The 26,091-nt window shown below is 46.8% G+C and carries 27 protein-coding genes; 8 read left to right on the top strand and 19 right to left on the bottom strand.

Translation table 11 applies throughout. The annotated features are described in order from the left end of the window. Positions 1 to 56: 56 nt before the first annotated feature. The 5 genes from ACOGW3_RS13550 to ACOGW3_RS13530 all read right to left on the bottom strand — a co-directional run bounded on the left by ACOGW3_RS13550 (position 57) and on the right by ACOGW3_RS13530 (position 4,066). Positions 57 to 515, bottom strand: coding sequence for a hypothetical protein (locus ACOGW3_RS13550; protein ID WP_290077025.1), 459 nt, complete (start codon positions 513 to 515; stop codon positions 57 to 59). Positions 516 to 529: 14 nt separating this feature from the next. Further along, the gene (locus ACOGW3_RS13545; protein ID WP_419903464.1) at positions 530 to 823 is read right to left on the bottom strand and encodes a DUF6127 family protein; all 294 of its coding nucleotides are present in this window, start codon (positions 821 to 823) and stop codon (positions 530 to 532) included. 24 nt (positions 824 to 847) lie between these two features. Beyond that, complete coding sequence (locus ACOGW3_RS13540; RefSeq protein ID WP_419903463.1) at positions 848 to 3,118, bottom strand: host specificity factor TipJ family phage tail protein; 2,271 nt, start codon at positions 3,116 to 3,118, stop codon at positions 848 to 850. A gap of 205 nt (positions 3,119 to 3,323) precedes the next feature. Further along, positions 3,324 to 3,698, bottom strand: a complete 375-nt coding sequence (locus ACOGW3_RS13535; RefSeq protein ID WP_419903462.1) for a YkvA family protein — start codon at positions 3,696 to 3,698, stop codon at positions 3,324 to 3,326. A 56-nt stretch (positions 3,699 to 3,754) separates the two neighbouring features. Next, a complete protein-coding gene (locus ACOGW3_RS13530) occupies positions 3,755 to 4,066 on the bottom strand; it encodes a 4a-hydroxytetrahydrobiopterin dehydratase (protein ID WP_419903461.1) in 312 nt (103 codons plus the stop codon). Positions 4,067 to 4,229: 163 nt separating this feature from the next. Between ACOGW3_RS13530 and ACOGW3_RS13525 the strand changes: the two genes are divergently transcribed. Then, the gene (locus ACOGW3_RS13525; protein ID WP_419903460.1) at positions 4,230 to 4,655 is read left to right on the top strand and encodes a metallopeptidase family protein; all 426 of its coding nucleotides are present in this window, start codon (positions 4,230 to 4,232) and stop codon (positions 4,653 to 4,655) included. Between the two features lie 29 nt (positions 4,656 to 4,684). Here the strand turns inward: ACOGW3_RS13525 and ACOGW3_RS13520 are convergent, their stop codons facing one another. The 7 genes from ACOGW3_RS13520 to ACOGW3_RS13490 all read right to left on the bottom strand — a co-directional run bounded on the left by ACOGW3_RS13520 (position 4,685) and on the right by ACOGW3_RS13490 (position 11,769). Beyond that, the gene (locus ACOGW3_RS13520; RefSeq protein ID WP_419903459.1) at positions 4,685 to 5,269 is read right to left on the bottom strand and encodes a uracil-DNA glycosylase family protein; all 585 of its coding nucleotides are present in this window, start codon (positions 5,267 to 5,269) and stop codon (positions 4,685 to 4,687) included. 142 nt (positions 5,270 to 5,411) lie between these two features. Beyond that, the gene (locus ACOGW3_RS13515) at positions 5,412 to 6,467 is read right to left on the bottom strand and encodes a dipeptidase (RefSeq protein WP_419903458.1); all 1,056 of its coding nucleotides are present in this window, start codon (positions 6,465 to 6,467) and stop codon (positions 5,412 to 5,414) included. Positions 6,468 to 6,517: 50 nt separating this feature from the next. After that, complete coding sequence (locus ACOGW3_RS13510; protein WP_419904054.1) at positions 6,518 to 7,312, bottom strand: ABC transporter ATP-binding protein; 795 nt, start codon at positions 7,310 to 7,312, stop codon at positions 6,518 to 6,520. Continuing rightward, a complete protein-coding gene (locus tag ACOGW3_RS13505; protein ID WP_419903457.1) occupies positions 7,299 to 8,159 on the bottom strand; it encodes an ABC transporter ATP-binding protein in 861 nt (286 codons plus the stop codon). Before ACOGW3_RS13505 ends, ACOGW3_RS13510 begins: the two co-directional genes overlap by 14 nt. Then, on the bottom strand, positions 8,156 to 9,085 hold the full coding sequence (locus ACOGW3_RS13500; protein ID WP_419904053.1) for an ABC transporter permease: 930 nt from the start codon (positions 9,083 to 9,085) through the stop codon (positions 8,156 to 8,158). Before ACOGW3_RS13500 ends, ACOGW3_RS13505 begins: the two co-directional genes overlap by 4 nt. Positions 9,086 to 9,087: 2 nt before the next feature. Then, entirely contained in the window at positions 9,088 to 10,155 is a 1,068-nt protein-coding gene (locus ACOGW3_RS13495) for an ABC transporter permease (RefSeq protein WP_419903456.1), read from the bottom strand. Between the two features lie 6 nt (positions 10,156 to 10,161). After that, positions 10,162 to 11,769 (bottom strand): ABC transporter substrate-binding protein, encoded by a 1,608-nt coding sequence (locus tag ACOGW3_RS13490; protein ID WP_419903455.1) that lies wholly within the window; start codon positions 11,767 to 11,769, stop codon positions 10,162 to 10,164. Positions 11,770 to 12,349: 580 nt separating this feature from the next. Between ACOGW3_RS13490 and ACOGW3_RS13485 the strand changes: the two genes are divergently transcribed. Both ACOGW3_RS13485 and ACOGW3_RS13480 read left to right on the top strand, forming a co-directional pair. Continuing rightward, positions 12,350 to 12,829, top strand: coding sequence for a low molecular weight protein-tyrosine-phosphatase (locus ACOGW3_RS13485; protein ID WP_419903454.1), 480 nt, complete (start codon positions 12,350 to 12,352; stop codon positions 12,827 to 12,829). Further along, on the top strand, positions 12,822 to 13,781 hold the full coding sequence (locus ACOGW3_RS13480) for a DMT family transporter (RefSeq protein WP_419903453.1): 960 nt from the start codon (positions 12,822 to 12,824) through the stop codon (positions 13,779 to 13,781). Before ACOGW3_RS13485 ends, ACOGW3_RS13480 begins: the two co-directional genes overlap by 8 nt. Here ACOGW3_RS13480 and thpR read toward each other — a convergent pair. From thpR to tnpA, 3 genes are all read right to left on the bottom strand, one after another. Next, positions 13,699 to 14,262 (bottom strand): RNA 2',3'-cyclic phosphodiesterase, encoded by a 564-nt coding sequence (thpR, locus tag ACOGW3_RS13475; protein ID WP_419903452.1) that lies wholly within the window; start codon positions 14,260 to 14,262, stop codon positions 13,699 to 13,701. The two genes, ACOGW3_RS13480 and thpR, sit on opposite strands and share 83 nt — an antisense overlap. Before the next feature lie 101 nt (positions 14,263 to 14,363). After that, complete coding sequence (locus ACOGW3_RS13470; protein ID WP_419903451.1) at positions 14,364 to 15,386, bottom strand: aldo/keto reductase; 1,023 nt, start codon at positions 15,384 to 15,386, stop codon at positions 14,364 to 14,366. Between the two features lie 121 nt (positions 15,387 to 15,507). Continuing rightward, positions 15,508 to 15,942, bottom strand: coding sequence for an IS200/IS605 family transposase (tnpA, locus tag ACOGW3_RS13465; RefSeq protein WP_419901075.1), 435 nt, complete (start codon positions 15,940 to 15,942; stop codon positions 15,508 to 15,510). 107 nt (positions 15,943 to 16,049) lie between these two features. Here tnpA and ACOGW3_RS13460 point away from each other — a divergent pair, with 107 nt between their 5' ends. Then, positions 16,050 to 17,225, top strand: a complete 1,176-nt coding sequence (locus ACOGW3_RS13460) for an ISL3 family transposase (protein WP_419902857.1) — start codon at positions 16,050 to 16,052, stop codon at positions 17,223 to 17,225. Positions 17,226 to 17,231: 6 nt separating this feature from the next. Here the strand turns inward: ACOGW3_RS13460 and ACOGW3_RS13455 are convergent, their stop codons facing one another. Genes ACOGW3_RS13455 through ACOGW3_RS13445 form a run of 3 tightly spaced genes read right to left on the bottom strand, consistent with a single transcriptional unit; the run spans position 17,232 to position 19,234 of the window. After that, positions 17,232 to 17,387, bottom strand: a complete 156-nt coding sequence (locus tag ACOGW3_RS13455) for a hypothetical protein (protein ID WP_419903450.1) — start codon at positions 17,385 to 17,387, stop codon at positions 17,232 to 17,234. Between the two features lie 33 nt (positions 17,388 to 17,420). Beyond that, a complete protein-coding gene (locus ACOGW3_RS13450; protein WP_419903449.1) occupies positions 17,421 to 18,593 on the bottom strand; it encodes an FIST signal transduction protein in 1,173 nt (390 codons plus the stop codon). 5 nt (positions 18,594 to 18,598) lie between these two features. Beyond that, a complete protein-coding gene (locus ACOGW3_RS13445) occupies positions 18,599 to 19,234 on the bottom strand; it encodes an arylesterase (protein WP_419903448.1) in 636 nt (211 codons plus the stop codon). Positions 19,235 to 19,417: 183 nt separating this feature from the next. On the opposite strand from ACOGW3_RS13445, the gene ACOGW3_RS13440 reads away from it, so the two are divergent. The 3 genes from ACOGW3_RS13440 to ACOGW3_RS13430 all read left to right on the top strand — a co-directional run bounded on the left by ACOGW3_RS13440 (position 19,418) and on the right by ACOGW3_RS13430 (position 23,539). Further along, the gene (locus ACOGW3_RS13440) at positions 19,418 to 20,167 is read left to right on the top strand and encodes an ABC transporter ATP-binding protein (protein WP_419903447.1); all 750 of its coding nucleotides are present in this window, start codon (positions 19,418 to 19,420) and stop codon (positions 20,165 to 20,167) included. 5 nt (positions 20,168 to 20,172) lie between these two features. Continuing rightward, positions 20,173 to 22,707 (top strand): ABC transporter permease, encoded by a 2,535-nt coding sequence (locus ACOGW3_RS13435; RefSeq protein ID WP_419903446.1) that lies wholly within the window; start codon positions 20,173 to 20,175, stop codon positions 22,705 to 22,707. Between the two features lie 115 nt (positions 22,708 to 22,822). Next, positions 22,823 to 23,539 carry a Bax inhibitor-1 family protein gene (locus ACOGW3_RS13430; RefSeq protein WP_419903445.1) on the top strand — a complete coding sequence of 239 codons (717 nt, stop codon included), beginning with the start codon at positions 22,823 to 22,825 and terminating at the stop codon, positions 23,537 to 23,539. Between the two features lie 86 nt (positions 23,540 to 23,625). Here ACOGW3_RS13430 and ACOGW3_RS13425 read toward each other — a convergent pair whose 3' ends face one another. Further along, entirely contained in the window at positions 23,626 to 24,015 is a 390-nt protein-coding gene (locus ACOGW3_RS13425) for a hypothetical protein (RefSeq protein WP_419903444.1), read from the bottom strand. 220 nt (positions 24,016 to 24,235) lie between these two features. Between ACOGW3_RS13425 and recQ the strand changes: the two genes are divergently transcribed. After that, positions 24,236 to 26,077: a DNA helicase RecQ gene (gene recQ / locus ACOGW3_RS13420; RefSeq protein WP_419903443.1), complete on the top strand. Its 1,842-nt coding sequence runs from the start codon at positions 24,236 to 24,238 to the stop codon at positions 26,075 to 26,077. Positions 26,078 to 26,091: the final 14 nt, after the last annotated feature.

The following is a 26,091-nucleotide window of genomic DNA, read 5'->3' as shown; positions in this document are numbered from 1 at the left end:
ACACTTACAGTAACGCTTCGTTCTGGGCGCTTATCAAGTGAATAAGATCATGTTTTTCAAGGATTTGAGCGGAACTTGGCCAAAGCGCGTTGCCCAAACCAGAAGGACATGACAGCCGCAAATAATGCCTGCGTTTCACCATCCCAAACGGCAATCAGCCCGTCGGTAATTCCGACACCCTGATCCAATAACTTGAACAGCGCAGCGGTTTTGACGGTGGCGAACAGGATAAAAAACGCATAAGTGATGATTGGGCGCACCGATGCACGCAAAGCCTCAACCCATTTCACACCGCTGGGCTGGCTGGCATGGGCATAGAGCGCCTTGCTTTCAGCCACATCGGCCTGCACCTGTATTTCTTCAAGGCGCTGCGTGTGGCCTTGGCGTTGCGCTTCCATCTGGCGGTCCAGAATGGCCAGCTCATGTTTGCGGTCGGCATGATCACGCCAGAGTTTTAAAAAATCCGGAAACGCGGATGATAAAAAGCCCAGCAGGCTTCCAAGTAATGTCAGCATAGTTTTTCTCCTATTTATTTGGGGGTGAAGGGTCCAATTTTTGCAGCCACACCTGCGACCAAGAGCGCCAGAAGACCAATGGTTATCCAGCGCACGATGGTTTGCAGAAAGGTGCGTTGCATGGTTTTGATTGAGCCTGCTAAATCACGTAACGTGCGGATGTCGTTGGCGGCTTTTTCATCTGCCAAACCCACTTCCTTTAAGGCTTTTCTGGCCCCTCGGCAGGCAGCTTGCTCCAGCAGAGACTCAAATTCTGTACGCGGCAGGCACACCATATCGTCCTGCCGCTGATGATTATCAGCGGTCATGATTAATCTTCCTGTTTTTAATGGTTATTGGTCGGCGGTATGGACGACCGGATTTTCGGCAACGGCGCTGATTTCAACCAGCTCACCGCGAGGCCGGACAGCCGTTACGCGGGCCAGCGTGCTCCATTTCTCGCCAGCGCCAAAAGCAATATGCGTACGCTCCTGCAGCTCTCCGGTGTAGGGCGTGAAGTCGAGCTCATCCTGCAAAACCACCTGACTGGGTGTTTCACCGGGCAGGACAAGCCAAGGACCAGAAACGCTGCCATCAGCTTTACGCAGACTGATGAAATGATCCCCAAGCTCCTCAGACCATTCCAATGGCTCTGATAAGCTCAGAACATTGTCATCAACCGCAATAACCTCGGCACCTTGGCCCCAGCTTGGCATATCATGGGTAATGGCTATCAGATCACCGTAAGTGGGGATCAAGCCTTCCAACTCTGTTTGAAAGGTCACCAAGCGCCTGCGATAACGATTAGCGGCTGCCATATATTTGCCTTCGCGGATGGCTTGGTTCTTTTCAGTGCAGCCAAACAATCTCACCCGGGCGGGTTGATCGCTGGTGCTATCCGGCAGGCTGACGGTTTCTTCTGCCGTTTGCCATGTCTCTTTTGAGAAATACTCCACCGTAACGCTGTCAGCCGTATCATCACTGGCCAGCAGATACTGGATTTTAAGACTGTTCTTCACAATGTTGCGGGGGCTGAACAAAGCAACCGGGATCGAGCGTTGTTCATCTCTAACAAAGCGAACAGTGCCGCTTTGCATGAAGCTCACGGCGCGGCCACAACGTGCTGTTCGGCTCAGTGCCTCCCAAACCGTGACCGTTTGATCAAATACGGCATCGAAATAATCGTTGCGTGCTTGCCAATTGGCATCCAGCGCTTTGAGTTGTGCCAGATCAATCCGGCTATCATCTAGTTTTCCACCATATTGACTGCGGGCAATATCAGCGAGAGCCCATGCGATGGAGCGTGTGGTTTGTGGTGTTGACCATCCGGTGGCTTCATCCCACACAGGCAATTTGCGCGTGACAAGGCAATTCACCATCCGCGATGAGCGCTGCGATAAATTATCCGTAGCCCGCATTTTCATGGCAATGAGCGTGACATCCCCGAAATCAGGCGTTTGATCCAAGACAGCTTTTAAGCCGCCCCAGCGAAGCTCATGCCCAGCTCTGGCAGATGTATCCTTGGCATCGGTTCTCAAAGCCCGCACTTCATAGCGTCCGGTCGCCACAGCATAATCAAACGTCATGCGTTGCGGCGTATTGGTTGCTGCCGTGAGGGTTTCACTCCCCAATGTCTGCCATGTACCAATCGCTGTGCCGTCATCATCGATCTGACGCGCTTCAAACTGCCATGTGATGGTGCGGTTGTTCAGGCCGCCGCTATCATTGGCATAATAGACCCCACGCGGCATGACAATATCAACGCTGATCTGGTGGCAGTTGGTTTGTGCGGGATTGGCCACAAAAGGCCCGACCCAATCACCACCATCACCTGTGCTGAGTAATTCCTGTCCGGCGACCTCGGGTGCAGTGACGACATCCGTATCAAATAGCGTGACGGCATCGCCGGGCTGCACGATTTCATAGTCAATTTCTTCAAAGGAGCTGATCGGCGTATCCTCAATACGGATCTGCTCCAGATCATATTCACCCTGACCGATGCAGTGCAGCTGATGCAAATACTGCTCGTTATTCTGATAGAGCGAATATGGCGTTGCGGCCAAGTCGGGATAGACAATATGCCGACCATAAACCACTGGGATGGGTTGACTTAAGCGCGCCTGATTGCCCTGTGCCTGCAATGAATATGTTGGGCTTGCTGCAGGTGTATTACCAAAGCCGCTATTCAAACTGGTGGATGGCACAGGTGGCGGCACCAACACATTCAATAGCGCACTTCCGGCAAAGGCCACGCCAGCGGTGACCAGTGCAATGCCTACAGTGCTGGTGACACCAATCGCCCCAGCGAGCGCAGCTCCAGCATAAGGGGCCGCAACCATGACATCAATGGTCAGGACGGATCGTATAATCTTTCCACCCCCTCCGCCGCCGCCTTGGGGCAGCGTGATAAAGGTAACGACATCAGACAGACCAATGGTGATTTTATACCATTGATCTCGAAGCACCGCTTCGCCATTGAATAGGCAAATGGTAGGACGTTCAAATTCTGTGATGCCCGCTTCATCAAGCCATTCACGAATGGTGATGGGATGATCGACCGCAAAAATATCGCGTCCGCGTGCTGGCATAAATGGATTGTGAAGCATGTGGACGCAAGCAAACATGAGAACCTCGTTGTGGCACTTCTCCGCTTTGTTGAGTAGATTTAGGATTTCAAATAGAGCATAGATATGATCCGTAAGCGAGTCAGAGGCATCAAGGATACCGAATACTTCAAACTCAAAATTAGACAATCATCCATTCCAGATAATCAATCTATGCTCTATTTGAAATCCTAAATCTACTCAACAAAGCGGAGAAGTGCCAACATTAGTCTAGTGTTTCAAGAAGATCACGGGCCTTTTCCATATGCTCCTCTTTTACATGTGCGTTTACCGAAGTTATCGCGGCAATGAGGACCGAGATATCATCCGTATATCCTAAGCCCACCAAAAAATCAGGGATTAGATCTGCTGGGACAACAAAATAAGCCAAAGCAGCCATAAGAATAGCCTTCACCCTGACCGGGGTGCTCGTATCCATTGCACAGAAATAGGCGGCGAGAAGTTTTTCTGAAAACGTGATTTTAGCCGCAACTCTTTTGAGCTTTCTCAAAAAGTCCTTCTTAACGAGCTTCTCATCATCCTCCAGAGGCTCATTTTCAGGTTTATCAGGGTCAGGTTTTCTAAATTGAAAGAATCGCATTTTAAACACATGAGAAGGACTCGTTGTTGTTACAAGCCCTTTGGCAATAAACCTGTCTATACCTTAGAGGCAAAAAGATTCATTTTTTTGGCGAGCTCTACATCCAGTGAAGACAATCCGTCACAATCATGCGTGGTTAATACTATATCTACCTTATTATAAACATTGAACCATTCTGGATGATGCCCCATTTTTTCAGCGACCAAGGCAACCCTGTTCATAAAACCCCACGCCTGATTAAAAGTTTTAAACATAAAAACTTTGCGAATGGCATCTCTATCCGGCTCCAAAGCCCAGCCTTCCAAAGAAGAAAGTAAATCGACACGTTCATCTGAAGATAATTTCTCTGGTACAGTTCGGCTTGTCATATTCATGGATCCTGTAATAATGAAATTTGTTCTTTTGTTAACAATAGCATAGAATAATTGTATATAAGAGTGGGTGATTTAAAAAAAGCGTCGGCTGTGTTTGACATTGACAGTGCCTTTGAATCTATGCCTATTGCCCTCCTCGGCATTCTGGAATGAAAAAATGGGCCAACTTCATAACGTAGAACGTTTCTCCACCCCCCCAGAGATCAGTGATATTGAATCTCTGGCACGTGAATCCTATGCCCATATGCCGGATGAACTTCGTGATGTGGCAAGCCAAATCAAAATTGAAGTTCAGGAGTTTCCATCCGAATATATGATGGAAGCCATGGATTGTGAAACGCCCTTCGAAATGCTCGGCCTTTATCAAGGTGTTGATCGAAAGTCTCCGACTGAACGGGACCTGAGCGATGAAAAAGACACCGTCTTTTTGTTTCGCCGCCCTATCCTTGATTTTTGGTGTGAAAATGGCGAAGACCTGAGCCAGGTGATCAACCACGTGCTTCTTCATGAAATCGGCCACTATTTTGGCATAAGTGACGACGATATGGAAAAAATGGAGAGCCGGACGAACACCCTTTCCTGATTAATTTCATGCTGCTTTTCTAGCTACTTTTAAAGCAACTCCCTTATTCTGGCACGCATTACAGGAAGTACCTCTTCGTCAAACCAAGGGTTCTTCTTTAACCATATTTTTGAACGCCAGCTCGGATGCGGGGTAACAAAACAGTCTGGTTGATATTCCCGCCAGGAACGTACCGTTTCCGTCAGGGTTTTCTTACCACTTTTCCCCAAATAATATCGCTGTGCATATTGACCAATTAACAGAGTTATCTGGACATTTGACATCTGCTCCTTGAGCCTAGCATGCCATAAAGGCGCACATTCCGGTCGCGGTGGCGCATCGCCCCCTTTCTCAAGGCGTCCGGGATAACAAAAGCCCATCGGCATGATCGCTATGCGAGTGTCATCGTAGAAGGTCGTTGCATCCACATCCATCCACTCTCTGAGGTGTTCTCCTGAGGGATCATTCCAGGGAATCCCGGTTTCATGAACTTTTGTCCCCGGGGCTTGACCTATGATCAGTATTTTAGCGGTTGCGGACGCACGTACAACAGGACGGGGGCCTAGCGGAAGTTCACTTTTACAGACCTTACAGTCTCTTATTTCTTGAAGTAATCCTTCCATCTCATCGCCCATAGCAAACCCCACTTCAAATACGTCAGAAGACTTCTTCTTTCACTGTGCGTGAACAAGATCAAAGACACAATTCAATGGATTGTGAAGTCAGAATGGCTCTGAAGTTTGTAGCGGTATCTATTTCTGCTTCTACATCAAAGAGTTAAAGACCTGTACGCTCAAGTACATTGAGCCAGTTTTCACTGGCTATCTTTCGGATCAATTTCTCACCAAAACCAGCCGAGCGAAAACACTGTATTAATTTAGGTAATCCAGCGACATCCTTTAGCTCTGACGGAACAAGACAACCATCATAATCGGAACCAAGTGCAACGCCATCTTCACCAAGCTTTTCAACCAAATACGCCGTATGACGGACGAGTACATCAAGGGATGTATCCACATCATGAGCGCCGTCTTCCCGAAGAAAGGCAACATGGTAATTCAGACCAGCAAGCCCTTTACTTTCACGCATGGCGTCCAGTTGTTTGTCCGTCAAGTTTCGAGCAGAAGGACTAAGTGCATGGGCGTTGGAATGGGAGGCAACGAGAGGTTTTGTCGAAAGCTCCGCTACGTCCCAGAAACCCTTTTCCGTAATGTGAGAAAGGTCAATCATGACTCCCATGTCATTACTGTTCTTGATCAGTTCTCTGCCCCTATCCGTTAAACCAGACCCTGTGTCAGGAGAACTTGGGAAAGCCATTGGAACACCATCTGCAAAGATATTTTTCCTACTCCATACCGGACCAATGGATCTCAGGCCAGATGCATAAAGGACTTCCAACGCCTTGAGGTCAGCGTCAATAGCTTCCGCACCTTCAATGTGCATGATCATTGCCAACTTACCTTCTGCCATCGCAGATCGAGCCTCGGCAACTGAACGCGCAATGATCACATCCCCCTGGCTTTCTTTCTCAAATTTACGCGCCATGGCGAACATTTTATTTGTGAAATTGAGCGCGCCGAGTTGATCAATCTCGGCAAAGTTTGCTGGATCCTCTGGGTCAAAGGGAACTCCCGAGGTATCATCGTATTTCGAGGGCGTGAACATCGCAAACAGACCACCAGTAAAACCACCTTTACGTGCCCTTGGTAAGTCTATGTGTCCGGTTTTGTTTTCCTCAAAGAAGGACACTTGTTTCGTAGTACCTTCGTTCATGACATGGCGAAGAAGCGTGTCATTATGGCCATCAAAAACCGGGATTAGAGTGTCCGTCATGGTATTTCCTGTGTTCTTTTTCTTTAAACCCAAATGCCAGGATTTAGGTTTTAAGCCTCTGGCTGATAACCTTCACTCGCGAGAAGTAATTCACGGGTATATTCGTGTTTCGGCGTTGAGTGCCTCATGGTTTCCACATCCATCACCTCGACGATTTCACCATGGCTCATAACAGCAATCTCTTCACACATATGAGCAACAACAGCGAGATCATGGGTCACGAGAATATAGGTCAGCTTTCTCTTCTTCCGGATATCCGATAGCAAGTTGAGAATCTCAGCTTGTACAGATACATCAAGGGCAGATGTTGGTTCATCCAAGAGTAAAATATCAGGCTCCAGCATCAAAGCTCTGGCAATCGCCACACGTTGTCGTTGACCACCTGAAAGTTGGTGCGGATACCTAAATCTGAAAGAAGCCCCGAGCCCAACATCAATCAGTGCCTGGTTCACCCGATCATCAATATTGTCAAACTTATGAAGCCTTAGAGGTTCAGATAACGTTCGATCGATACTATGGCGCGGATGTAGCGATGCGTAGGGGTCCTGAAACACCATTTGTATGGTTCGACAATAGGACATCTCACGCTTTTTGCTTATGTGCTCACCATTTACAACAATAGCGCCATCCCAATCGGTCACTAGCCCACTAATGGCTCTTAGGACAGTTGATTTACCAGACCCTGATTCCCCGACAAGCCCAAAAGATCCCCCCTCCGATACAGAGATGGAAACTTCTTTGACAGCCTGGAAACGATCGTGTCCCTCACCGAAGAACACGTTTAGTTTTTCGATCTCTAGAGCCGCCGAAGCTTTAGATTGTTTTACATTTTCAGAGGAAGGCATCAACACTGGGGTCCTCTATCCATTTTGGGTCACGTTGAAGAACGGACAGTTGATCTTTCGGTTTATGGATGTCTGGCAAGGCACTTAATAAACCACGCGTGTAAGGATGCTTAGCGTTTTGCAGTTCATCTGCGCGACAGGTTTCAACAATACGGCCGCCATACATGATGATCACACGATCACAGAACGAAGCCACCAGATTGAGATCATGCGAGATGAAAATCAAACCCATCCCCCGCTCTTTAACCAGCTTATCCATGATCTGAAGAACCCGCATTTGCACGGTCACATCAAGCGCCGAAGTCGGTTCATCTGCAATAAGAAGATCTGGTTCTGGAATAAGCATCATCGCAATCATGATACGCTGGCCCATACCACCTGAGACTTCGTGGGGGTAGCTGTCGTATACACGTTCCGGGTTCCGGATTTGCACCGCGTTAAGCATCTCAATCGCACGAACTTTAGCTTCTTTTTTGGAAGCGTTGGTATGTACTCGATAAGCCTCAGCGATCTGATCACCGACCTTCATCACAGGATTCAATGAAAACTTGGGGTCCTGCATAACCAAGGAAATTCGATGTCCGCGAATATCACGCATCTGTTTTTCGCTCAGAGCCTGGATATCCTGGCCATCAAATATTATTTTAGAGGCTTCGACTTGCCCAGGTTCTCTGATCAACCGAAGGATGGCGCGTCCGGTCATTGATTTACCCGATCCGGATTCACCGACTATGCCTACACGCTCTCGTCCGACAGAAAAGGAAATCCCGCGAACCGCTTCAACAACGCGCCTTTTAGAGGGAAAGCGGACCCAGAGATCTTCTACTTCTAAAAGCGGCTCACTCATGATTCTGCCTTCTTCGGATCAAGAATATCACGCAGGCCATCACCTAAAAGGTTGAACCCAAGGGATACAATGAAAATTGCGAGACCCGGCATGGTCGCAATCCACCAATGGTCATTAATAAACTGACGGCCAGAGGAGATCATTGCTCCCCACTCTGGGCTTGGGGGTTGCGCACCCAGTCCCAGGAAGCCAAGTCCCGCAGCCGTAAGGATAATCCCTGCCATATCAAGGGTAACCCTGACAATCAGCGAAGACATGCACATGGGCCAAATATGACCAAGGATGATCCGAATTCTTCCAGCACCCTGTAGCTGGATAGCAGCAATATAATCGCTGTTTCTAATGGTCAGGGTTTCAGCACGTGCGATACGTGCGTAAGGAGGCCACGCGGTAAGAGAGATCGCCAAAATAGCATTTTCAATTCCAGCTCCCAATGCAGAGACAAAGGCCAAAGCCAAGACCAGCCTTGGAAAAGCGAGAAAAATATCCGTGATCCGCATGAGAACAGTATCTGCCCAACCTCCTAGGTATCCGGATACAGTACCCACAAAAAGACCAAAAACTGGAGCGGTAAAAGCGACGAGACCAACAATGAGCAAGGTTATCCGTGACCCGTAAATAATTCGGCTCCAGATATCGCGCCCGGAATCGTCCGTTCCCAAAATATGCCCCTCGCTTAAAGGCGGCAATAAAGTTGTTTTCAGATTTTGGATGGCTGGATCATGTGTCGCAAGCAAGGGAGCAAAGATTGCAACCAATATAAGCGCAACAATAATCATAAAACCTAGAAATGCGAGGCGATTAGCACAAAGGGACTGCCACCCTGCATAAGCTTGAACCATCTGAGCATGAGTTCGTGAACTTGGTGACTCGCTCGTCAGCCATGCCTTAAGACCCACTCCTTGAGCCGGGACATTTGTATTCATTGTCATCTTGCCCTCGGATCTACGACTTTATAGAGGAAATCTGATAAGAGATTCAGGCCCACAAAAATCATGCCGACAACGACCGTCCCACCAATCACTGCATTCATATCTGCTGAGAGTAGCGCTGTGGTCAGATAAGAACCCAAACCAGGCCACGCAAAAATAATTTCTGTTAAAACCGAACCTTCGAGCAGGTTCGCATAGGAAAGGGCAATTACTGTAATGAGGGGAATCATGACATTTCCAAGTGCATGTCGCCAGATAACGGTTCTTTCTGACAAGCCCTTAACCCGCGCTGTCGTTATGTACTCCTGAGACAATTGCTCTAACATAAAGGAACGTGTCATACGGCTGATATAGGCCAGCGAGTAATACCCAAGAATACATGCTGGTAAGATGATATGGGAAACAGCGTTCCAGAAAATATCAATATCACCTTCGATAAGGCTATCTATTAGCAATAATCCGGTCACAACCGGGATTGTGTCTTCGTAATAAACATCCAATCGACCTGGTCCTCCGACCCAATCGAGGATGCCATAAAAAACAATTAAACCGACAAGGCCGATCCAAAAAATTGGCATCGAATAGCCGAACAATCCAATAAAGCGAACGATTTGGTCTTGCCACTTTCCTTCGTTCACAGCAGCAATGACACCCATAGGCACACCGAGCAATACGCCAAATATCGTACCAACAGAGGCCAGTTCCATCGTTGCAGGGAAAACACGGAGAATATCTTCGGATACCGGACGTGCAGTAAGTGTTGAGACACCAAAATCACCCAAAGCTATCTGCTTTAGAAATATACCGAACTGAACGATTAACGGTTTATCCAGACCAAGAGATTTATATGCCTCTTCATATATTTCCTGAGAGGCACGCTCTCCCACGATCGCAAGAACTGGATCGACAGGCATTACGCGGCCAATAATAAAGGTAATAAATAATAGGCCAACTAAAGTAAGCAACACAGTGAAAAGCACCGTGACCAAACTTTTCAGACGCTTTAGAAGCGGCGCGGAAGAACCGCGCCGCTTCGGCGTCGCTGCATCAACAGCATTACTCATCTGATCTTACTTCGTAACTGTCCAATAGAAGACCTGAGTAACGGCAGAACCAGTATAGAAGCCTTTTACATTGGCTTGACGACCAGTCTGTTCGTTTTTCTGGAACATCTCAACAAACGGGGAAGATACCTGGTGCTCTTTTTGGATGTCGATATACATCTGAGCACGCTTTGCATTGTCTGTTTCCTGAACGGCAGCTTTTGTTTGAGCAGTCATACCAGCAATATCCCAAGAGTTACGCCAGGCCAACTTACCCGTAAGCTTCGCTTCATCTCTGTTATCTGGATTAGATGCAAAGGTATCTGCATTTGTGTGCGGATCTGGATAATCCGGGCCCCAAGCACCTACATAGATCTGGAAATCACGGGCACGGTATTTACCCAGGATCTGTTTACCAGTTCCCTGTGTCAGGCTGATGTTAATACCAGCTTGCTTGAAGGTATTTTGAATGGACTGAGCAATCTGAATACGCTCTTGTGCGTTACGTACAATGATCTCAGCATCAAACCCATCAGCATGGCCCGCTTCAGCTAGTAATTTTTTAGCTTTAGCTAGGTTTAGGCTGAACGGCTTGTCTTTCAACTCACCCATATAGGTCAATGGCAGGAATGCCTGATGCACGACATACTGACCTTTTAGGAAAGAGCTGGTCATTCCTTCATAATCAATCAGATAGCGTAGCGCTTCTCGTACTTTTGGTTTGGAGAGAATTGGGTCTTTCTGATTCATGGAAATGTACATGATACGACCGCGAAGATCGTTATCTACAGCCAGATCAGAATTGCCCGAGATGCCTTCAACATCAGTCGGTGTCAGATTACGCGCAACGTCAATATCGCCTTTTTCAAGCAGTAGCCGTTGCGTTGCTGATTCTGCTATATGACGAACGATAACGCTCTTCATTGCAGGCTTCTTCTGCCAGTAATCACCGTTTACTTTCAGCTTGTAGGACTGGTTTGGTTTCCAGTTCACAAGTGAGTAAGCACCTGATCCTGCAGAATTTGTTTGTAGCCAAACGTTACCCCAATCGCCATCAACTTCGTGAGACTTCACAACTTTAGAATCAACGATTGACGAAATAACTGCTGTAAAGCAGTTCAAAACAAAAGAAGGAGCATATTTTGCATCAGTAGTTACGACGAGCGTATTATCATCCGTCGCTTTAATTGTCGCTCCAATATTATCAGCATTAAAGCCAAATTGGGTAAGAATGAAAGAAGGTGTCTTCTTCATTGCGACAGCTCGTTGGAGCGAGAACGCTGCATCGTGTGCTGTTACAGTATTTCCTGAATGGAACTTGCGACCTTTTGCCATTTTAAAGGTAAAAGTTTTGCCATCTTCACTTATGCTCCAACTTTCAGCTAGACCTGGCTGATACCCTTTTGAGAGATCATTCGGGTCGAAGACAACGAGTGTATCATAGACATTGTTAGCATAATCCGAGCCCGCAAATTCAAACAATTCTTGCGGATCGAGAGAAACAATATCGTCAATTCTATTGGCAACTACGAGAACGTTATCAGGCGTTCCTGCAAAAGTAGCGGACGCCGATAATGCAGTAGCGGAGACAGCCGTGGCAAAAACCAGGCCCTTCAATAATTTTTTTATTTTCACTTTGGACTCCCTGTATTAGATGCGGCGCTTTTTAAGGAAAACCGAACAATGATTCTCAACGAATGAATGTGCGTCGCTACCTAAGCGTTGCCGTTCTCAAAGAATTTGTCAACTTAGAGAAACCAAAATAAAATCCAACAATCAAAGAGGATTAGTTAAATTGATGCGTAAAATTATCAACTGAAAAGAGAAACTTTATAAATTATACCCCTGCCTGTTTCACACTTATTTTAGTTGTATATGCTTCTTAGCTCCTTACAACTACTGGCAGAATCAGGAACTTTATAATTCTTAAAAAAATACTCGCATGGGCTGTTAGAAGTTAAGTAAACACCAATTTAAAAATACAAAATCAGTCCTCAGAACCCGAACATAAAAAAATTTCTATTTTAAGATATGTCACGCGTTCTCTGTCCAACTAATTTGTTAACAAGAATCCTGAAATCCGAAGATTGTATACAATCTTATCTAGACAGCTTACTCGTATTGAGTCTTTATGTAATGTTCGATACCTAAAGACGTATATTGTCGTTAGGTTTCAACCAAAAACCTCAACACACCATATTCAGGAATAAAAGAGATGACAAAATACAAAGTTCTCTTTGTATGCACTGGAAATATTTGCCGCTCCCCTAGCGCAGACGGAATCCTTCGCCATAAATTGGCTGAGGAGAATCTTGATCATCTCATCGAAACTGATTCAGTCGGCACCCATAGCTATCACGTCGGAGAGCCGCCAACCCCGACAGGATTAAATCTCGCTGCCAAGAGAGGATACGATTACGCAGATCTGAGAGCCCGGCAGCTAAATCAAAATGACTTTAACGAGTTTGACCTCATTCTCGCAATGGACCACGGTCATCTCGACATTATTCAAAATAATTGTCCTGAACGCCATTTGCCGAAGGTCGCAATGTTTTTGGATTTTTGTGATCAGGTCAGTAAAGAGGTCAACGACCCTTACTATGGTGGTCCTTCTGATTATGAAGCCATGTTAGATGTAATCGAAACTGGGGTAAATGGCTTGATTGCCCACCTCCGGCAGGTGATCAATGAGTGATTCCCAGAACACAGATAGCACGCAAAACCAGGACCGAATAATACTCGGCATCATCTTTGCAATTCTCATGGTGTTTTGCACTTCAGTTATGGATGGTATAGCCAAGTGGCTCACAGCTTCCTATAGCATCGTGAGTATCATTCTGATCAGAAACACCTTTAGTCTTCCGATCGCTATTATATTGATGTTGAAAACTGGCGGTCTAAAGAATTTAAAATCCGACCGCCCCCTGCTATTACTTGCAAGATCTTCCCTAATCTTCTTTGCGGCAGGATCCTTCTATGCCGCTCTTCCTTATATGCCCTTGGCAGAAGCCTTTGCCATCGCATTTGTCGCCCCCCTTTTTACAACTGTATTATCGATAATATTTTTAAAAGAAAAAGTTGGACCACATCGCTGGGCCGTTGTTGGAACAGGCTTTATCGGAGTCCTGATCATTCTTCAACCAGGGACGGATACCTTTCAGATCGCGGCTATCCTTCCTGTAATTGCCGCCTTCTTTTATGCCGTCCTTATGATTATGACACGCCAACTCAGGCACCATAGCACGTCATCCGGAATGACTTTATGGGGCACCATAGCAACTGTTAGCATTGCATCGATAGCCCTTATTTTACCAGGCGACGCCTTTGCCTGGACTCTTCCAACTGGCAAGGATTTATTGCTGCTTCTCGGGATGGCGGGGGTTGCAACAACTGCGCACTTTCTCACCGGACAGGCCTATAGATATGCCCCGGCAGCTGTCATTGCGCCGTTTGATTACACTATGTTGATCTGGGGGATAATCTTTGGCTGGGTATTTTGGCAGGAAATCCCAGAAGCCCATGTATTGGTTGGAGCTTCAGTCATCATCTCAAGCGGCCTTTATCTTATATATCGAGAGTCTCGGGCCAAGAATAAAAAGGTTCAGGATAATCTGCTTCTAGAAAATAGCACGCCCCCGACGGGGTAAGCTGGCTTGAATAAAGCCCGAAACTTTCCGCAACGAATGCTGGGTGAGAAAACAGACTGTTGGTACGTAAATAATTACCAAAGGCAAATCCTGGGTCACTCTTTATCCGACATAAAGTGATATGCGGGGTAAACTTCTCTCTATCAAGACGCAGCCCTATAGATTGGGCTGCGTATTCAATTTTGCGTCTTAAATCACAAATTTCAGGTGTTTTATCCACCCCGACCCAAAGCATTCGCGGGCGGCTTTCTTTGCCAAAAAAGCCTATCCCGTTCAAACGAATTTCAAGCGGGTTAATTTGTAACCGGCTAAAAGCATCATCTAAATCTCGAGCCTGAGCCCCATCAAGATCACCAAAGAACCTGAGAGTCAGGTGAAAATTTTCAGGAGCCACCCATCGTTGGCCAGGTAATCCATGGCAAAGCCCTAAAAGCCGTAACCGAACCTCTTCAGGTAGAGCAATTGCCGAGAATAGCCGCATGGGTGCCTCCTGTGTACAGACCTAAGGCGAAACATTTACTTTGAACAAAGATCACAGACGTGTCGTGATCGTAGCAAACGTTTCATTTCTCACAAAGGAACTTAAGGACAAGGAATAGTATGCTTTTTCCCTAAGTCTTCGATTTCCTTCAATACTTCTTCTGACAAATTAATTGCTGCAGATTCAATATTCACCTTCAATTGTGCCATCTTTGTGGCTCCAATAATCGGCGCAGTTACAAATGGTCGTGATCTCACGAAAGCGAGCGCCATCTGCGCGGGGTCAAGACGATGCTTCTCTGCAAGGTTAATATAATCAGCAACAGCAGCCTGACCCCGCTCCCCCATATAGCGCTTATTATCCGGGAACAGAGTCATTCTGGCGCCCTCCGGACGGGCTCCTCCAAGGTATTTCCCTGTAAGAACTCCGGCACCCAAGGGCGCATAAGGCAACAGGCCAATATCTTCCCGCATAGCAACTTCTGCCAAGCCGACTTCAAAACTTCTATTCAATAGACTGTAGGGATTTTGAATAGAGAGCATACGTGGCCCTTTCCCCTGCTCGGCGAGTTGAAGGAACTTCATTGTTCCCCACGGCGTTTCATTGGATAGACCCACGTGGCGAACTTTGCCTTCTTTGACCAAGTCATCAAGCACTGACAATGTTTCTTCTGGCTGGGTAATTCGCTCTTGATCCCGGTGTTCAAAACCAAGTTGTCCAAACAGATTGGAGTTTCGATCCGGCCAATGAAGTTGATAGAGATCGATATAATCAGTCTTTAAACGACGTAATGAATTATCCAGGGCCGAGACAATGTGTTTACGGTTAAATCGTGAAATTTCACCACGGATATACGTCTGCGCCGGACTTGGCCCTGCAACTTTTGATGCGAGAATTACCTTTTCGCGGCTTCCTCTTTCCTGGAACCAATTACCGATAATCTCTTCCGTCCGACCATAGGTTTCAGCCTTTGGGGGAACCGCATAAATTTCAGCCGTATCAAAGAAATTAATTCGGCTCTTCTCCGCTTTGTTGAGTAGAAAAAGATGCCGACCGCCAAGTAACCTGTTGATATGTATGGTTTCTGATAACTTTACATAGAGCAGGTATATGACAATCAACATCTCGCAGCATATTTTAGGCCTCAAAGGGCAACGTGTAAATGAAGTTAAATGACCCCCGGCAAAGCCGGGGGCTTAAGCGGGTGAGCCCCTTAAAGGGGCAAATTGGGAACCGCTAAAGCGGTTATGGATTGAATATATCCATTTGGTCAAAGTACTTATCACGCTCTTCTTGCGTTCTGATATACTCCCTCACCATCTGTTCATCGAGCCCTACAGTTGAGACGAAATATCCACGGGCCCAAAAATTTTCACCCTTGAAATTCCGTGCTTTATTTTTGAATTTTCGAGCTATGGCAATCGCGCTTTTTCCTTTTAGGTATCCAACGACTTTTGAAACAGCATGTTTGGGCGGTATGCTGATACACATGTGAATGTGATCCGGCATCAAATGGCCCTCCTCAATCTTACTTTCGCGATGCCCGGCCAGTTCATGGAAAATTTCACCAAGATACTGACGTAGGTTGCCATAGATAACTTTTTTCCTGCGTTTAGGGATGAAAACCACGTGGTATTTACAATCCCATCTCGTATGTGCAAGGCTTTTGTAATCTCTCATCGGCTAATTCCTTTGTTATTTTGGTCAATAAACAAAGAAATGTAAGACCGTGGGAACGGTCAAACCATTGAGAGTCCCCCGGCATAGCCGGGGGTTTACCGGATTAAATTAAACTGGATGACGGCGGTGTTAAGATTGTCATTCACTGCAGCCGAGACGCGCGTAGGAGGGCTATAGACCCTGCTACAGGCCAGAAGGGAAGCATCAACCAGCATGTCCGCCGACAAGTAAACGACATCCCCCTTTTTGGGTATCCTTGTGTGGTCGAGATTGAGCTGGCGCAGGTTTATATTAACAAGGGCGAACGCCGCATTGAGGGGTGTGATTTTGTTGATAAAGGGTGCCGTTTCACTCACCGATTTTGCCGACTGATCAGTGGATTATGTCGGCATATGTCTATTCAAGCGGTTTCCAGACATTTGGATATACGATGGGAAACGGTCAAGAATATCGACAGGGCATACCTTATTGAAACTCTCCCTACGCTTGATCCTGCAGAGCTAACTGGCTTGGAATATATTGGTGTAGATGAAGTTGCCCGGGCGAAAGGTCATGACTACATGACGGTGGTCTACGATATGGTTGGCGGTCATCTGATCTGGGTTGAAGCAGGCCGAACTGCCGAGGTTTTTTCAAGGTTTTTGAAACAACTGCAACCAGATACAGCCTGCAAAATAAAGGCCGTAGCGATGGATATGGGGCCTGCCTACCAAAAGGCTGTCAGAGAGTCCTTGCCGTTGGCCGACATAGTATTTGACCGTTTCCACGTCATGAAAAACTACAGCAAAGCTATCCATAATCAGCGTCGACTTGAGTTCAGAAAGGCCGATCCAAGTGGTAAAGAGTTGATGAAAGGGACACATTATCTGTTGCTCAAAAATGCGGATAAGTTGAGTGAAAAACAAAGTGACAAGCTGCAAAGGTTGCTGGAGAGCAATAGCAACCTGAATGCACTTTACGTCTTGAAAGAACAGCTTCAGCTGCTGTGGAGTGCCGCTTCATTTGAGGCGATGGCGGAGCAACTGGAACGTTGGTGCCTGATAGCAGATCAGTCACAGATGCTCTATCTAAAAAAGTTCGCGAAATCCCTACGGAAACATTGTGTGGGCATCTGCAACTACGCCAAACACAAGCTCACAAGCGCCAGGATAGAGGCTGGTAATGTCAGTATAGGAATGATCCGTAAGCGAGCCAGAGGCATCAAGGATACCGAATACTTCAAACTCAAAATTAGACAATCATCCATTCCAGATAATCAATCTATGCTCTATTTGAAATCCTAAATCTACTCAACAAAGCGGAGAAGTGCCATTAATTCCTTGTTCGATGGCGTAATCCATCTGCTCGAAGGCTTCTTCCTGAGTGTTTTGTTCTCCCCAGGTCATTGTTCCAAGACATAAAGCGCTGACGTTAATGTCAGTTCGGCCGAGCTTTTTGTATTCCATAATATTCCCTGTGTTCTCTAATAAATTCTTACTTTAATAAAAGAGGGTCAAAACCCCGGTATAGCCATATAGGCGATCATGAGAAATTTCACCGTTGGCAAAGAAACCGACCAGAGGCATGTCTCCAAACTCTTGACGAATAACGGTTAACTCTTCTGAGTTGGGCCCAAATAGCGCCTGTCCTCGCCCCAAACAAGAATAGTACAATCCAGCCTTAGGCGGGCTTGGTAAACGTTTTCGCATATCATCCAGCAAACGGTTGAGATCATTTCGTGCCGCCTCATTATCTCTGCGGCAAAAAAAGAGTTCTTGGCCCACTTCAACTTCTTCAGTGATGTTTAGAGACCCATCGCTGGTATCAATGCTCATTAGGTTCCGTACCAGATAGTCATCCTGATCGGTACCTTCAACAGGAAATCCGATAAAAATATAACCGCCTATTTTACTCAGATCGCGTGAAAGAAGTTCTCCGATATCTTGCTTCATGACCTCTAATGCAGATCTTCCATCAATAGAGAAAATCTGCTGCCCCTCGACTGACGAAACCTTTCGCTTAGGCCCAATAGGGCTACAGCCCTGGGTTAGACCTGTGATTGCGGGTACGTTATCATTAAAAAAAACACCCGATATGGTCGATTCGGTAAGGTGGTTTGCCACTTGAGGCAATTCAGATCGCGACGATGACAAACCGCCGACAAGGTAAGTTTCCAGGCCCTCTGCCAAAGAAGAAAGCTGTAATGGTAAATCGTAATTGCGGGGATCGCCATGGACGACACTGAGATATGGCGTGTTTGTATCCAACCAACTCTCTACTCCTTCACCTGTTACAGCCAGCTTTACCCCTTCGTCAGTCTCAATCTGTCCAGATTCAAAAACCTGAAAACTCCCCGTTGGGAAGGCCCCGACAAGAATTGCCAAGCCGGGATTATCGTACACTTCTTGTGCTGATACTCTTCCGAGTTGATCTGCAGCCGTGGCAGCAATACCAATCCCAACGGTACCGCTCCAATTTTCGATGCCAATCTTCTTGCGCAAATAAGTCAGAATGCTTGAAAAATCATCAACGAGTACATCCGACACGTAAATAAATCCAAGATTGGCTTCTGGGGGAATATCCCCGATCCCCAAAATGACCTCATTGCAGGCCTTTGCCCAATCAGGGGAAAGGGAACAAGCCGCCTTAAACCTTGGGGGAACAACCGCCATCTATACTAAGTCCTGCCCTTAAGTAGTGGTTCCAGATATGGGATAATACCCTTTACAATTTTATCAACACCCGTCCTGTTTGGGTGGATACCATCTGCTTGATTAAGGTCTGGGTTCAACGCAACCCCATCCAAAAAGAAGGGATAAAGTTCAACGTTAAATTCCTGGGCGATCTCGGGGTAAATTTTATCAAATTCAAGAACATATTCTTCGCCCAAATTCCTCGGTGCCTGCATCCCTGTCAGAAGTATTTTTGCACCAAAATCTTTAAATCCCCGTAATATTTTCCGTAAATTTTCCCGTGTTTCCGAAGGTTCCAGCCCGCGAAGACCATCATTGGCGCCGAGTTCAATGATAACCACTTCCGGCTTGTCAAACAGGGCCCAATCAAGACGGGCAAGTCCCGATGCGGAAGTATCTCCGGAATTTCCGCCATTGATAACTTCAACGGCGTACCCCGCTTCGTTCAGAGCCGATTGCAGACGATCAGGGAATGTATCGCCGGCCTCTAGACCATATCCATGTGTAAGACTATCGCCATAGGCCAGTAATTTTATAGGGTTTTCTGAGGCAGCAGGATTGAGGTAAATCCCGAAAGAAAAAAGTAAAATCAGTGTTTTAATAACAATTCTACGCGACATAGATTGAGTCATCCAATTCCGACAAAAACAATATGTTATTCCATTCTACACCTAGAAATAGGTTTTGTCTGGATTAGGAACAAGTATTCTCTTTCAATACACTTGCAATTGAAATCTTACTTTAAAATACCATATAGCTTTTTGATCAAAGCTTTATGACACCAAATAGAAAGTCCTGCCGCTATGAACACTGGCTCTCCAAAGTTGGTTCACTTGTCAAATGTGAACCTGACACTTGCTTCTCAGGCAGGATCCGTCGACATCTTAAAAAATATTGATTTAGATATCCACACTGGGGAAACCGTTTCAGTCGTGGGCCCTTCTGGCGCTGGTAAATCATCAATGATGATGCTGATGGCAGGGTTGGAAGCCGCTAGCTCTGGCCTAGTTGAAATTGGGGGTCACAATCTCGGTACCATGGATGAAGACTCGTTAGCTCGCTTTAGACGCGACGCAGTTGGCATTGTATTCCAGGACTTTCATCTGATCCCAACAATGACCGCGCTTGAAAACGTCGCTGTTCCTCTTGAGTTTGCCCGCAAGCCCGACGCACTATCTCGGGCGCAGGCACGACTGGAAGCCGTAGGGTTGGGGCATCGTCTCGATCATTTTCCTGGACAATTATCCGGTGGCGAACAACAACGCGTTGCTTTGGCCAGGGCATTTGCTGCTGAACCCAAATTGTTGCTGGCAGATGAGCCCACGGGAAACCTCGACAGCGCAACGGGTGAAATCATCATCGACCTGCTCTTTCAGCTTCAGAAAGATCACGGCACGACACTCGTGCTCATTACTCATGACCAGCGACTTGCTAAGATGTGTAACAGAACCATTACCCTAAAAGATGGGCAACTGAGCGAAACCAAACAAGAAAAGCTCCCCACCAAAGAATCCTCTGCCGAAGAAACTCCTGTCACCGCTAAACAAGGGTAATAACAATGCGCCAGCGTCTGCCCTTTTCCCTTGCTTTAACCTATGCTTTTCGCGAACTCCGCGGCGGCCTGAAGGGTTTTCGCATTTTCACAGCCTGCCTCTTTCTTGGGGTCGCCGCCATCGCTGCGGTTGGATCGATATCAGCAGCCATTGATCAAGGTTTGCAAAACGATGGTAGGAACCTTCTCGGGGGAGATATCGCCTTAAACCTTGTTCACCAAAAAGCAACCGATGAACAACTCCAATGGTTAGAGAATAAAAGTAAGATATCACTGGTGCGCGAAATGCGTACGATGGGTAAACAAGATCGGGAAGGCGGCAAACGGACCCTGATCGAGTTACGTGCGGTAGACCAGGTCTACCCGTTATATGGCGACGTCGTAACTGAGCCTGCAATGGCCCTTCACCAAGCTTTGGCCAAAACCGATGAAGGCTGGGGAACCGTTATTGCCCCTAATCTCATGAGGAAACTAGGTTTAGATGTTGGCGATAATATCATTATTGGAAATGGTAAATATGAAGTCCGGGCAGCTCTTGTAAAAGAGCCCGATCTTTCAACTCGGGCCTTCACTTATGGCCCCACCGTCATGGTCTCTGGCGATAGCTTAGAGGGAACAGGGCTCATTCAACCCGGAAGCCTTGTCAGGTATGATTATCGGCTCGCACTTCCCCAAAACACGGATCTCGGTACTTTCCAAGATAACCTAACTTCTACCTTCCCTGAAGCGGGATGGCGAATCAGAAGCTCCGAAAAAGCCGCCCCAAGGATCAGCCAGTTCATTGACGTTCTCGATATGTATTTGACCTTGATAGGTCTTGCCGCTCTTCTGGTTGGTGGCGTTGGCATCGGTAATGCAGTCAAAAGTTTCATGGACAGTAAGGTTGGAGTGGTCGCAACACTTAAATGCCTCGGTGCTCCCTCGCGCCTCATATTCCAAATATACCTTGCCCAAATTTTAGTACTCACCCTCCTTGGGACAATTGCTGGCTTGGCTGCGGGCGCGGTAGCTCCTTATTTAGCTGCTGAATTTGCTCAGGGGATTCTCGGTTGGGAAATTGCCGCCCAACTCTATATTGAACCCCTAGCACTCGCTGCCTCGTTTGGATTTCTCACCGCCTTCACCTTTTCGATTTGGTCCCTTTCGAAGGCTGGAAAAACATCCCCGGCTCGATTGTTTCGCGATTTGACCTCGCCGATCACGGGCCAACCAACTCTCAAGGCTATGATTGCCTTGATAATCAGCGCCGTGCTGCTTGCCCTAACAGCGATTGCCTTTGCAAGCAATCCACGGATTGCCGGTTTCTTTATTGCAGGAACTATCGTTACTTTTGTTATCTACAATCTCGTGGGTTGGGCAGTTACCAAGCTGACAAGACTTTTACCCCGTGCGACACATCCCGCGCTTAGAACGGCCGTGGCCAACCTTCACAGACCTGGCGCGCCAACCACAAGCGTTATTCTCTCCATGGGACTTGGGCTCACGGTTCTTGTGATTGTCGCATTGCTTGAGGGAAATGTACGACATGCAGTAACCCAAAGTTTGCCCGAGGAAGCCCCCGGTTTTTATTTTATTGATATCCAGCCCAACCAAGTTGAAGAATTCGAAAAACTTGTCAATTCCACAGAAGGTGTAACCGAGCTTCGTCGCGTACCCATGATGCGCGGCAGAATTACCGCTGTAAATGGAACCCCGCCATCAGAACTGACCATTCCATCGGAAATTCAATGGGTTTTCAGAAGTGACCGTGGTTTGACATGGTCAGCAGAAATGCCGAGGAATACAAACATCATTGCTGGAGAGTGGTGGCCAGAGAACTACGATGGCAAGCCCCTTGTATCGCTTGATCAAGCTGTCGCAAAAGGCCTGAACCTTTCTCTCGGCGATAGTTTGACCATTAATTTATTGGGGCGCCCCATAGATGTAGAAATTGCCAATTTACGTAAGATAGAGTGGGGCGGTTTAGAGATTAACTTCGTTATGGTTTTTTCTCCGGGTATTATGTCACGTGCTCCCCAAACCCATATCGCTACCGTGAAGGCCACACCAGATATAGAAGACAACCTAGAAATTGCGGTAACAGATACCTTTGCCAACGTTTCGTCCATCCGGGTGAAAGAGGCCCTTCAAGCCGCAACCGATTTACTTAGTCACGTAGCCCTCGCCCTTTCGGTTATTGCTTCTGTTGCTCTATTGGCTGGAACGCTGGTCCTTGGTGGCGCTGTTGCCGCGGGGCATCGCCGTCGGGTTTATGATTCCATTATCCTTAAGGTCCTTGGTGCGAGTCGCCGATCTCTGGCCGCGACCTTTTTCCTGGAATTTGGGATGTTGGGCCTAATATCCGCCCTTGTAGCAACGGTTATTGGGTCCACGGCTTCATGGGCTATAACAGTCTATATTTTAAAACTGGAATTTAGCCTGATAACAGAAGTTGTTCTACTCACCCCGGCAATTGCACTCATGGCGACATTGCTTTGCGGTTATGCCGGAACCTGGAGCGCCCTCCGCCAACGGCCGGCTTCATTGCTGCGAAATGAGTAATTTTCCACTACCAAAACGATTAAAAGCTGCCTTCATGTTGGATTATTGTTGATTCTTTTATCTCTACACCCAATATTAGGGGCAGATATTTGGTAAATTTGAAACGAGGTTTCTTATGATTAACCGTTCCTCACCACGTAGTGTTGGATATGGTCAGGCTACAGCTGAAGAAATTGACGCTGGTCTGCGCTCCTATATGCTTGGCGTATACAACTATATGTCAATCGCCTTGGGCATTACCGGCTTGGCTGCTTTTGGGGTCTCACAGAGCCCAGAGCTTATGTCAGTTATATTTGGCTCCCCTTTAAAATGGGTCGTAATGCTTGCGCCATTGGGTATGGTCTTTTTCCTGAGTGCCCGCATTAATAAAATTCAAGCCTCAACTGCACAAACGCTCTTTTGGGTTTTTGCCGTATTGATGGGGATTTCTATTTCCTCCATTTTCCTAATCTATACTGGCGGATCAATCGTTCGCGTCTTCTTTATCACAGCAGCATCCTTTGCTGGCTTGAGCTTAGTTGGTTACACAACGAAGAAGAATCTCTCCGCTATGGGATCATTCCTAATTATCGGGCTATTTGGCTTGATTCTAGCCAGTGTTGTAAACATCTTCTTGGGCTCTCCAGGTCTTGAGTTCGTGATCTCAGTCATTGGTGTTCTGATCTTTGCTGGCCTTACAGCCTACGACACACAAAGAATCAAATTGATGTACATGGAGAGCGATGGTTCGGAGGTTGCTCAGAAGAAATCAATTATGGGCGCTTTGTCCCTCTATCTGAACTTCCTCAATATGTTCTTGTTCCTTTTACAGTTGCTTGGTAACCGCGAATAATTCCTTACCAAACAGTAGGTAAAAATAAAAAAAGCCCGGTTTTATACCGGGCTTTTTTGTGTCTGGATTATCAGCTTCCATTCAAATCACTGACTAATAATCAACTCGACTTTCTCTTTTAAAGTCATGGCTACCTTTTGCAGCAATTCTGGCCCTTCGCCGCGGATCTTATTACCAATGATGGATTTCATTGCTGTGAGATGGGCTTCGTATAACTTTATAACAACTGGATTTATCTCTTCCTGGGCCGTCTGATATTTTAAAATACTGTAATAACTATTTCCAATTTCAGTCATCAAAGGATAGCCAAAGCTAGCACCCTGTCCTTTTACATTATGGACAATTCCGCGTGCTTTTTCGAACATCTCTAGAGCGCTAGAGGGCGATGCCTTGATGTCATCAAGCAAGCTTTCAAGTACAACAAGATCTTCCTCAACACCTGCTTTATACAGATCCGCAAGCTCTTCTTCTGTCAAAGGTACTTGGCTGGGTCCTGACACTCACATATCCTCTTAATTTTTGGCGCATCTCAAAAATAATTAAAAATACCGTACAAGGTAAAGTTAAAGAACACCTTACCAAGTTCTTGTTTTAGTGATAACGAATAGCTCATTTAAAGTGAAAGTTTAAAATACTGTAAAATCTCTTAACAAACTCTTTTGACCGACCACGACCCGCTTGGCTATAAGCCATCTTATGGATGCTCTTGCCCCTCAAATATTACCGCACAAAGATATTCTCAGCCGCGTTTTTGGCTATGACAGTTTTCGTGGAGATCAGGAAGTTATTATCCGCCATGTCATTGATGGCGGTGATGCTCTCGTTCTGATGCCAACAGGGGGTGGTAAGTCCCTTTGCTATCAAATCCCAGCTCTCTGTCGACCAGGCCTTTCCGTCATCGTCTCTCCCTTGATTGCGCTTATGCAAGATCAGGTTACGGCCCTCCAGCAACTAGGGGTTAAAGCAGCAGCTTTAAACTCATCCCTTCCCTATTCGGAAATTCTTGCGACAGAACGTGCCATGCGATCTGGCGAGCTCGAGATGGTCTATGTTGCACCTGAAAAATTACTTACTGATAATTTCCTTAACCTCCTCGATCAATGTGAGCTCGCTCTTTTTGCCATTGATGAAGCACATTGCGTTTCACAATGGGGGCACGACTTCAGGCCGGAATACCTAAAGCTGAGTCTTCTGAAAGAACGCTTTCCCTGGGTCCCTAGAATTGCCCTAACCGCGACTGCAGACGGCCCGACACGACAAGACATAAAAGAGCGGCTCCACCTCTCGGATGCGCGTGCTTTTGTTGCAGGTTTTGATCGCCCAAATATCCGCTATCGCATCGGCCTAAAGGCTGCTCCCAAGAAGCAACTTACAGATTTACTAGAGCGCGAACACAGCGGACAATCCGGCATCATCTATTGCATGTCCCGAAACAAGGTCGAGGAAATTGCGCAATCTTTGTGCGAAAAAGGCTTTAATGCTTTGCCCTATCATGCGGGCCTAAGTAAAGAAATCAGATCCGGTAATCAGGATCGCTTCCTAAAAGATGATGCTGTGATCATGGTCGCGACTGTTGCTTTTGGTATGGGTATTGATAAGCCAGACGTACGCTTTGTTATTCACTTGGATCTGCCTAAAAGCCTTGAAGCTTATTATCAGGAAACAGGTCGCGCAGGCAGAGATGGGTTGCCCGCTGAAGCCTGGATGATCTACAGCATGAACGATGTGGCTCGTCTCTATCATATGGCATCCCAGTCCGACGCTCCCGAAGCCCAAAAACGTATCGAAAACAGAAAACTCGAAGCTCTGTTGGGATTTTGCGAAACCACCCGTTGTCGACGTCAGGTGCTGTTAGAATATTTTGACGACAATCCTATAGAGCCTTGTGGAAACTGTGATACCTGCCTCAATCCCGTTGAGAGTTTTGACGGGACTGAGGCGGCGCAAAAAGCATTATCTACAGTTTATCGTACTGGTCAGATTTTCGGATCCGCACACGTCATTGATATTTTGCTTGGTGCTAAAACCGAACGCATTGAAAAGCTCAGGCATGATCAACTCAGCACCTTTGGCATTGGCACTGAATATCCCAAGCAAGAATGGCGCTCAATTTTCCGCCAGCTCGTTGCTCTTGGGTTGCTAAAGGTTGATATGGAAGGGCATGGTTCTTTTCAACTCGGTGCAGATTGCCGCCCTGTATTGCGTGGAGAAAAATCCGTTCTTCTTAGGAGAGACCCGCAAAAGAAAACCCGCGCGGCTCTTCGAGAACGTTACAAAAAGTCTTTTGGTCCAGCTGCTACCATAGACGACCCGAAAGACGAAGCCCTATTCCAATCACTCAGAGCACGCCGTTTAGAACTCGCCAAAGATCAGGGAGTTCCCCCCTATGTCATATTCAACGATAAAACATTGTTGGAAATGGTCATGGCCCGCCCGATAGACTTGGGTGACATGGCAGAAATTCCAGGGGTGGGTAAGCGCAAGCTTGAGCGCTATGCCAGTATTTTCCTTGAAGTCATAAACGAAGATAGAGGCTAGCTCTAAGTATCCAG

Origin of the sequence: Kiloniella sp. (assembly GCF_965205715.1) — a bacterium.
Lineage (GTDB): Bacteria > Pseudomonadota > Alphaproteobacteria > Kiloniellales > Kiloniellaceae > Kiloniella.
This window is presented reverse-complemented; position numbering and strand designations above follow the sequence as displayed.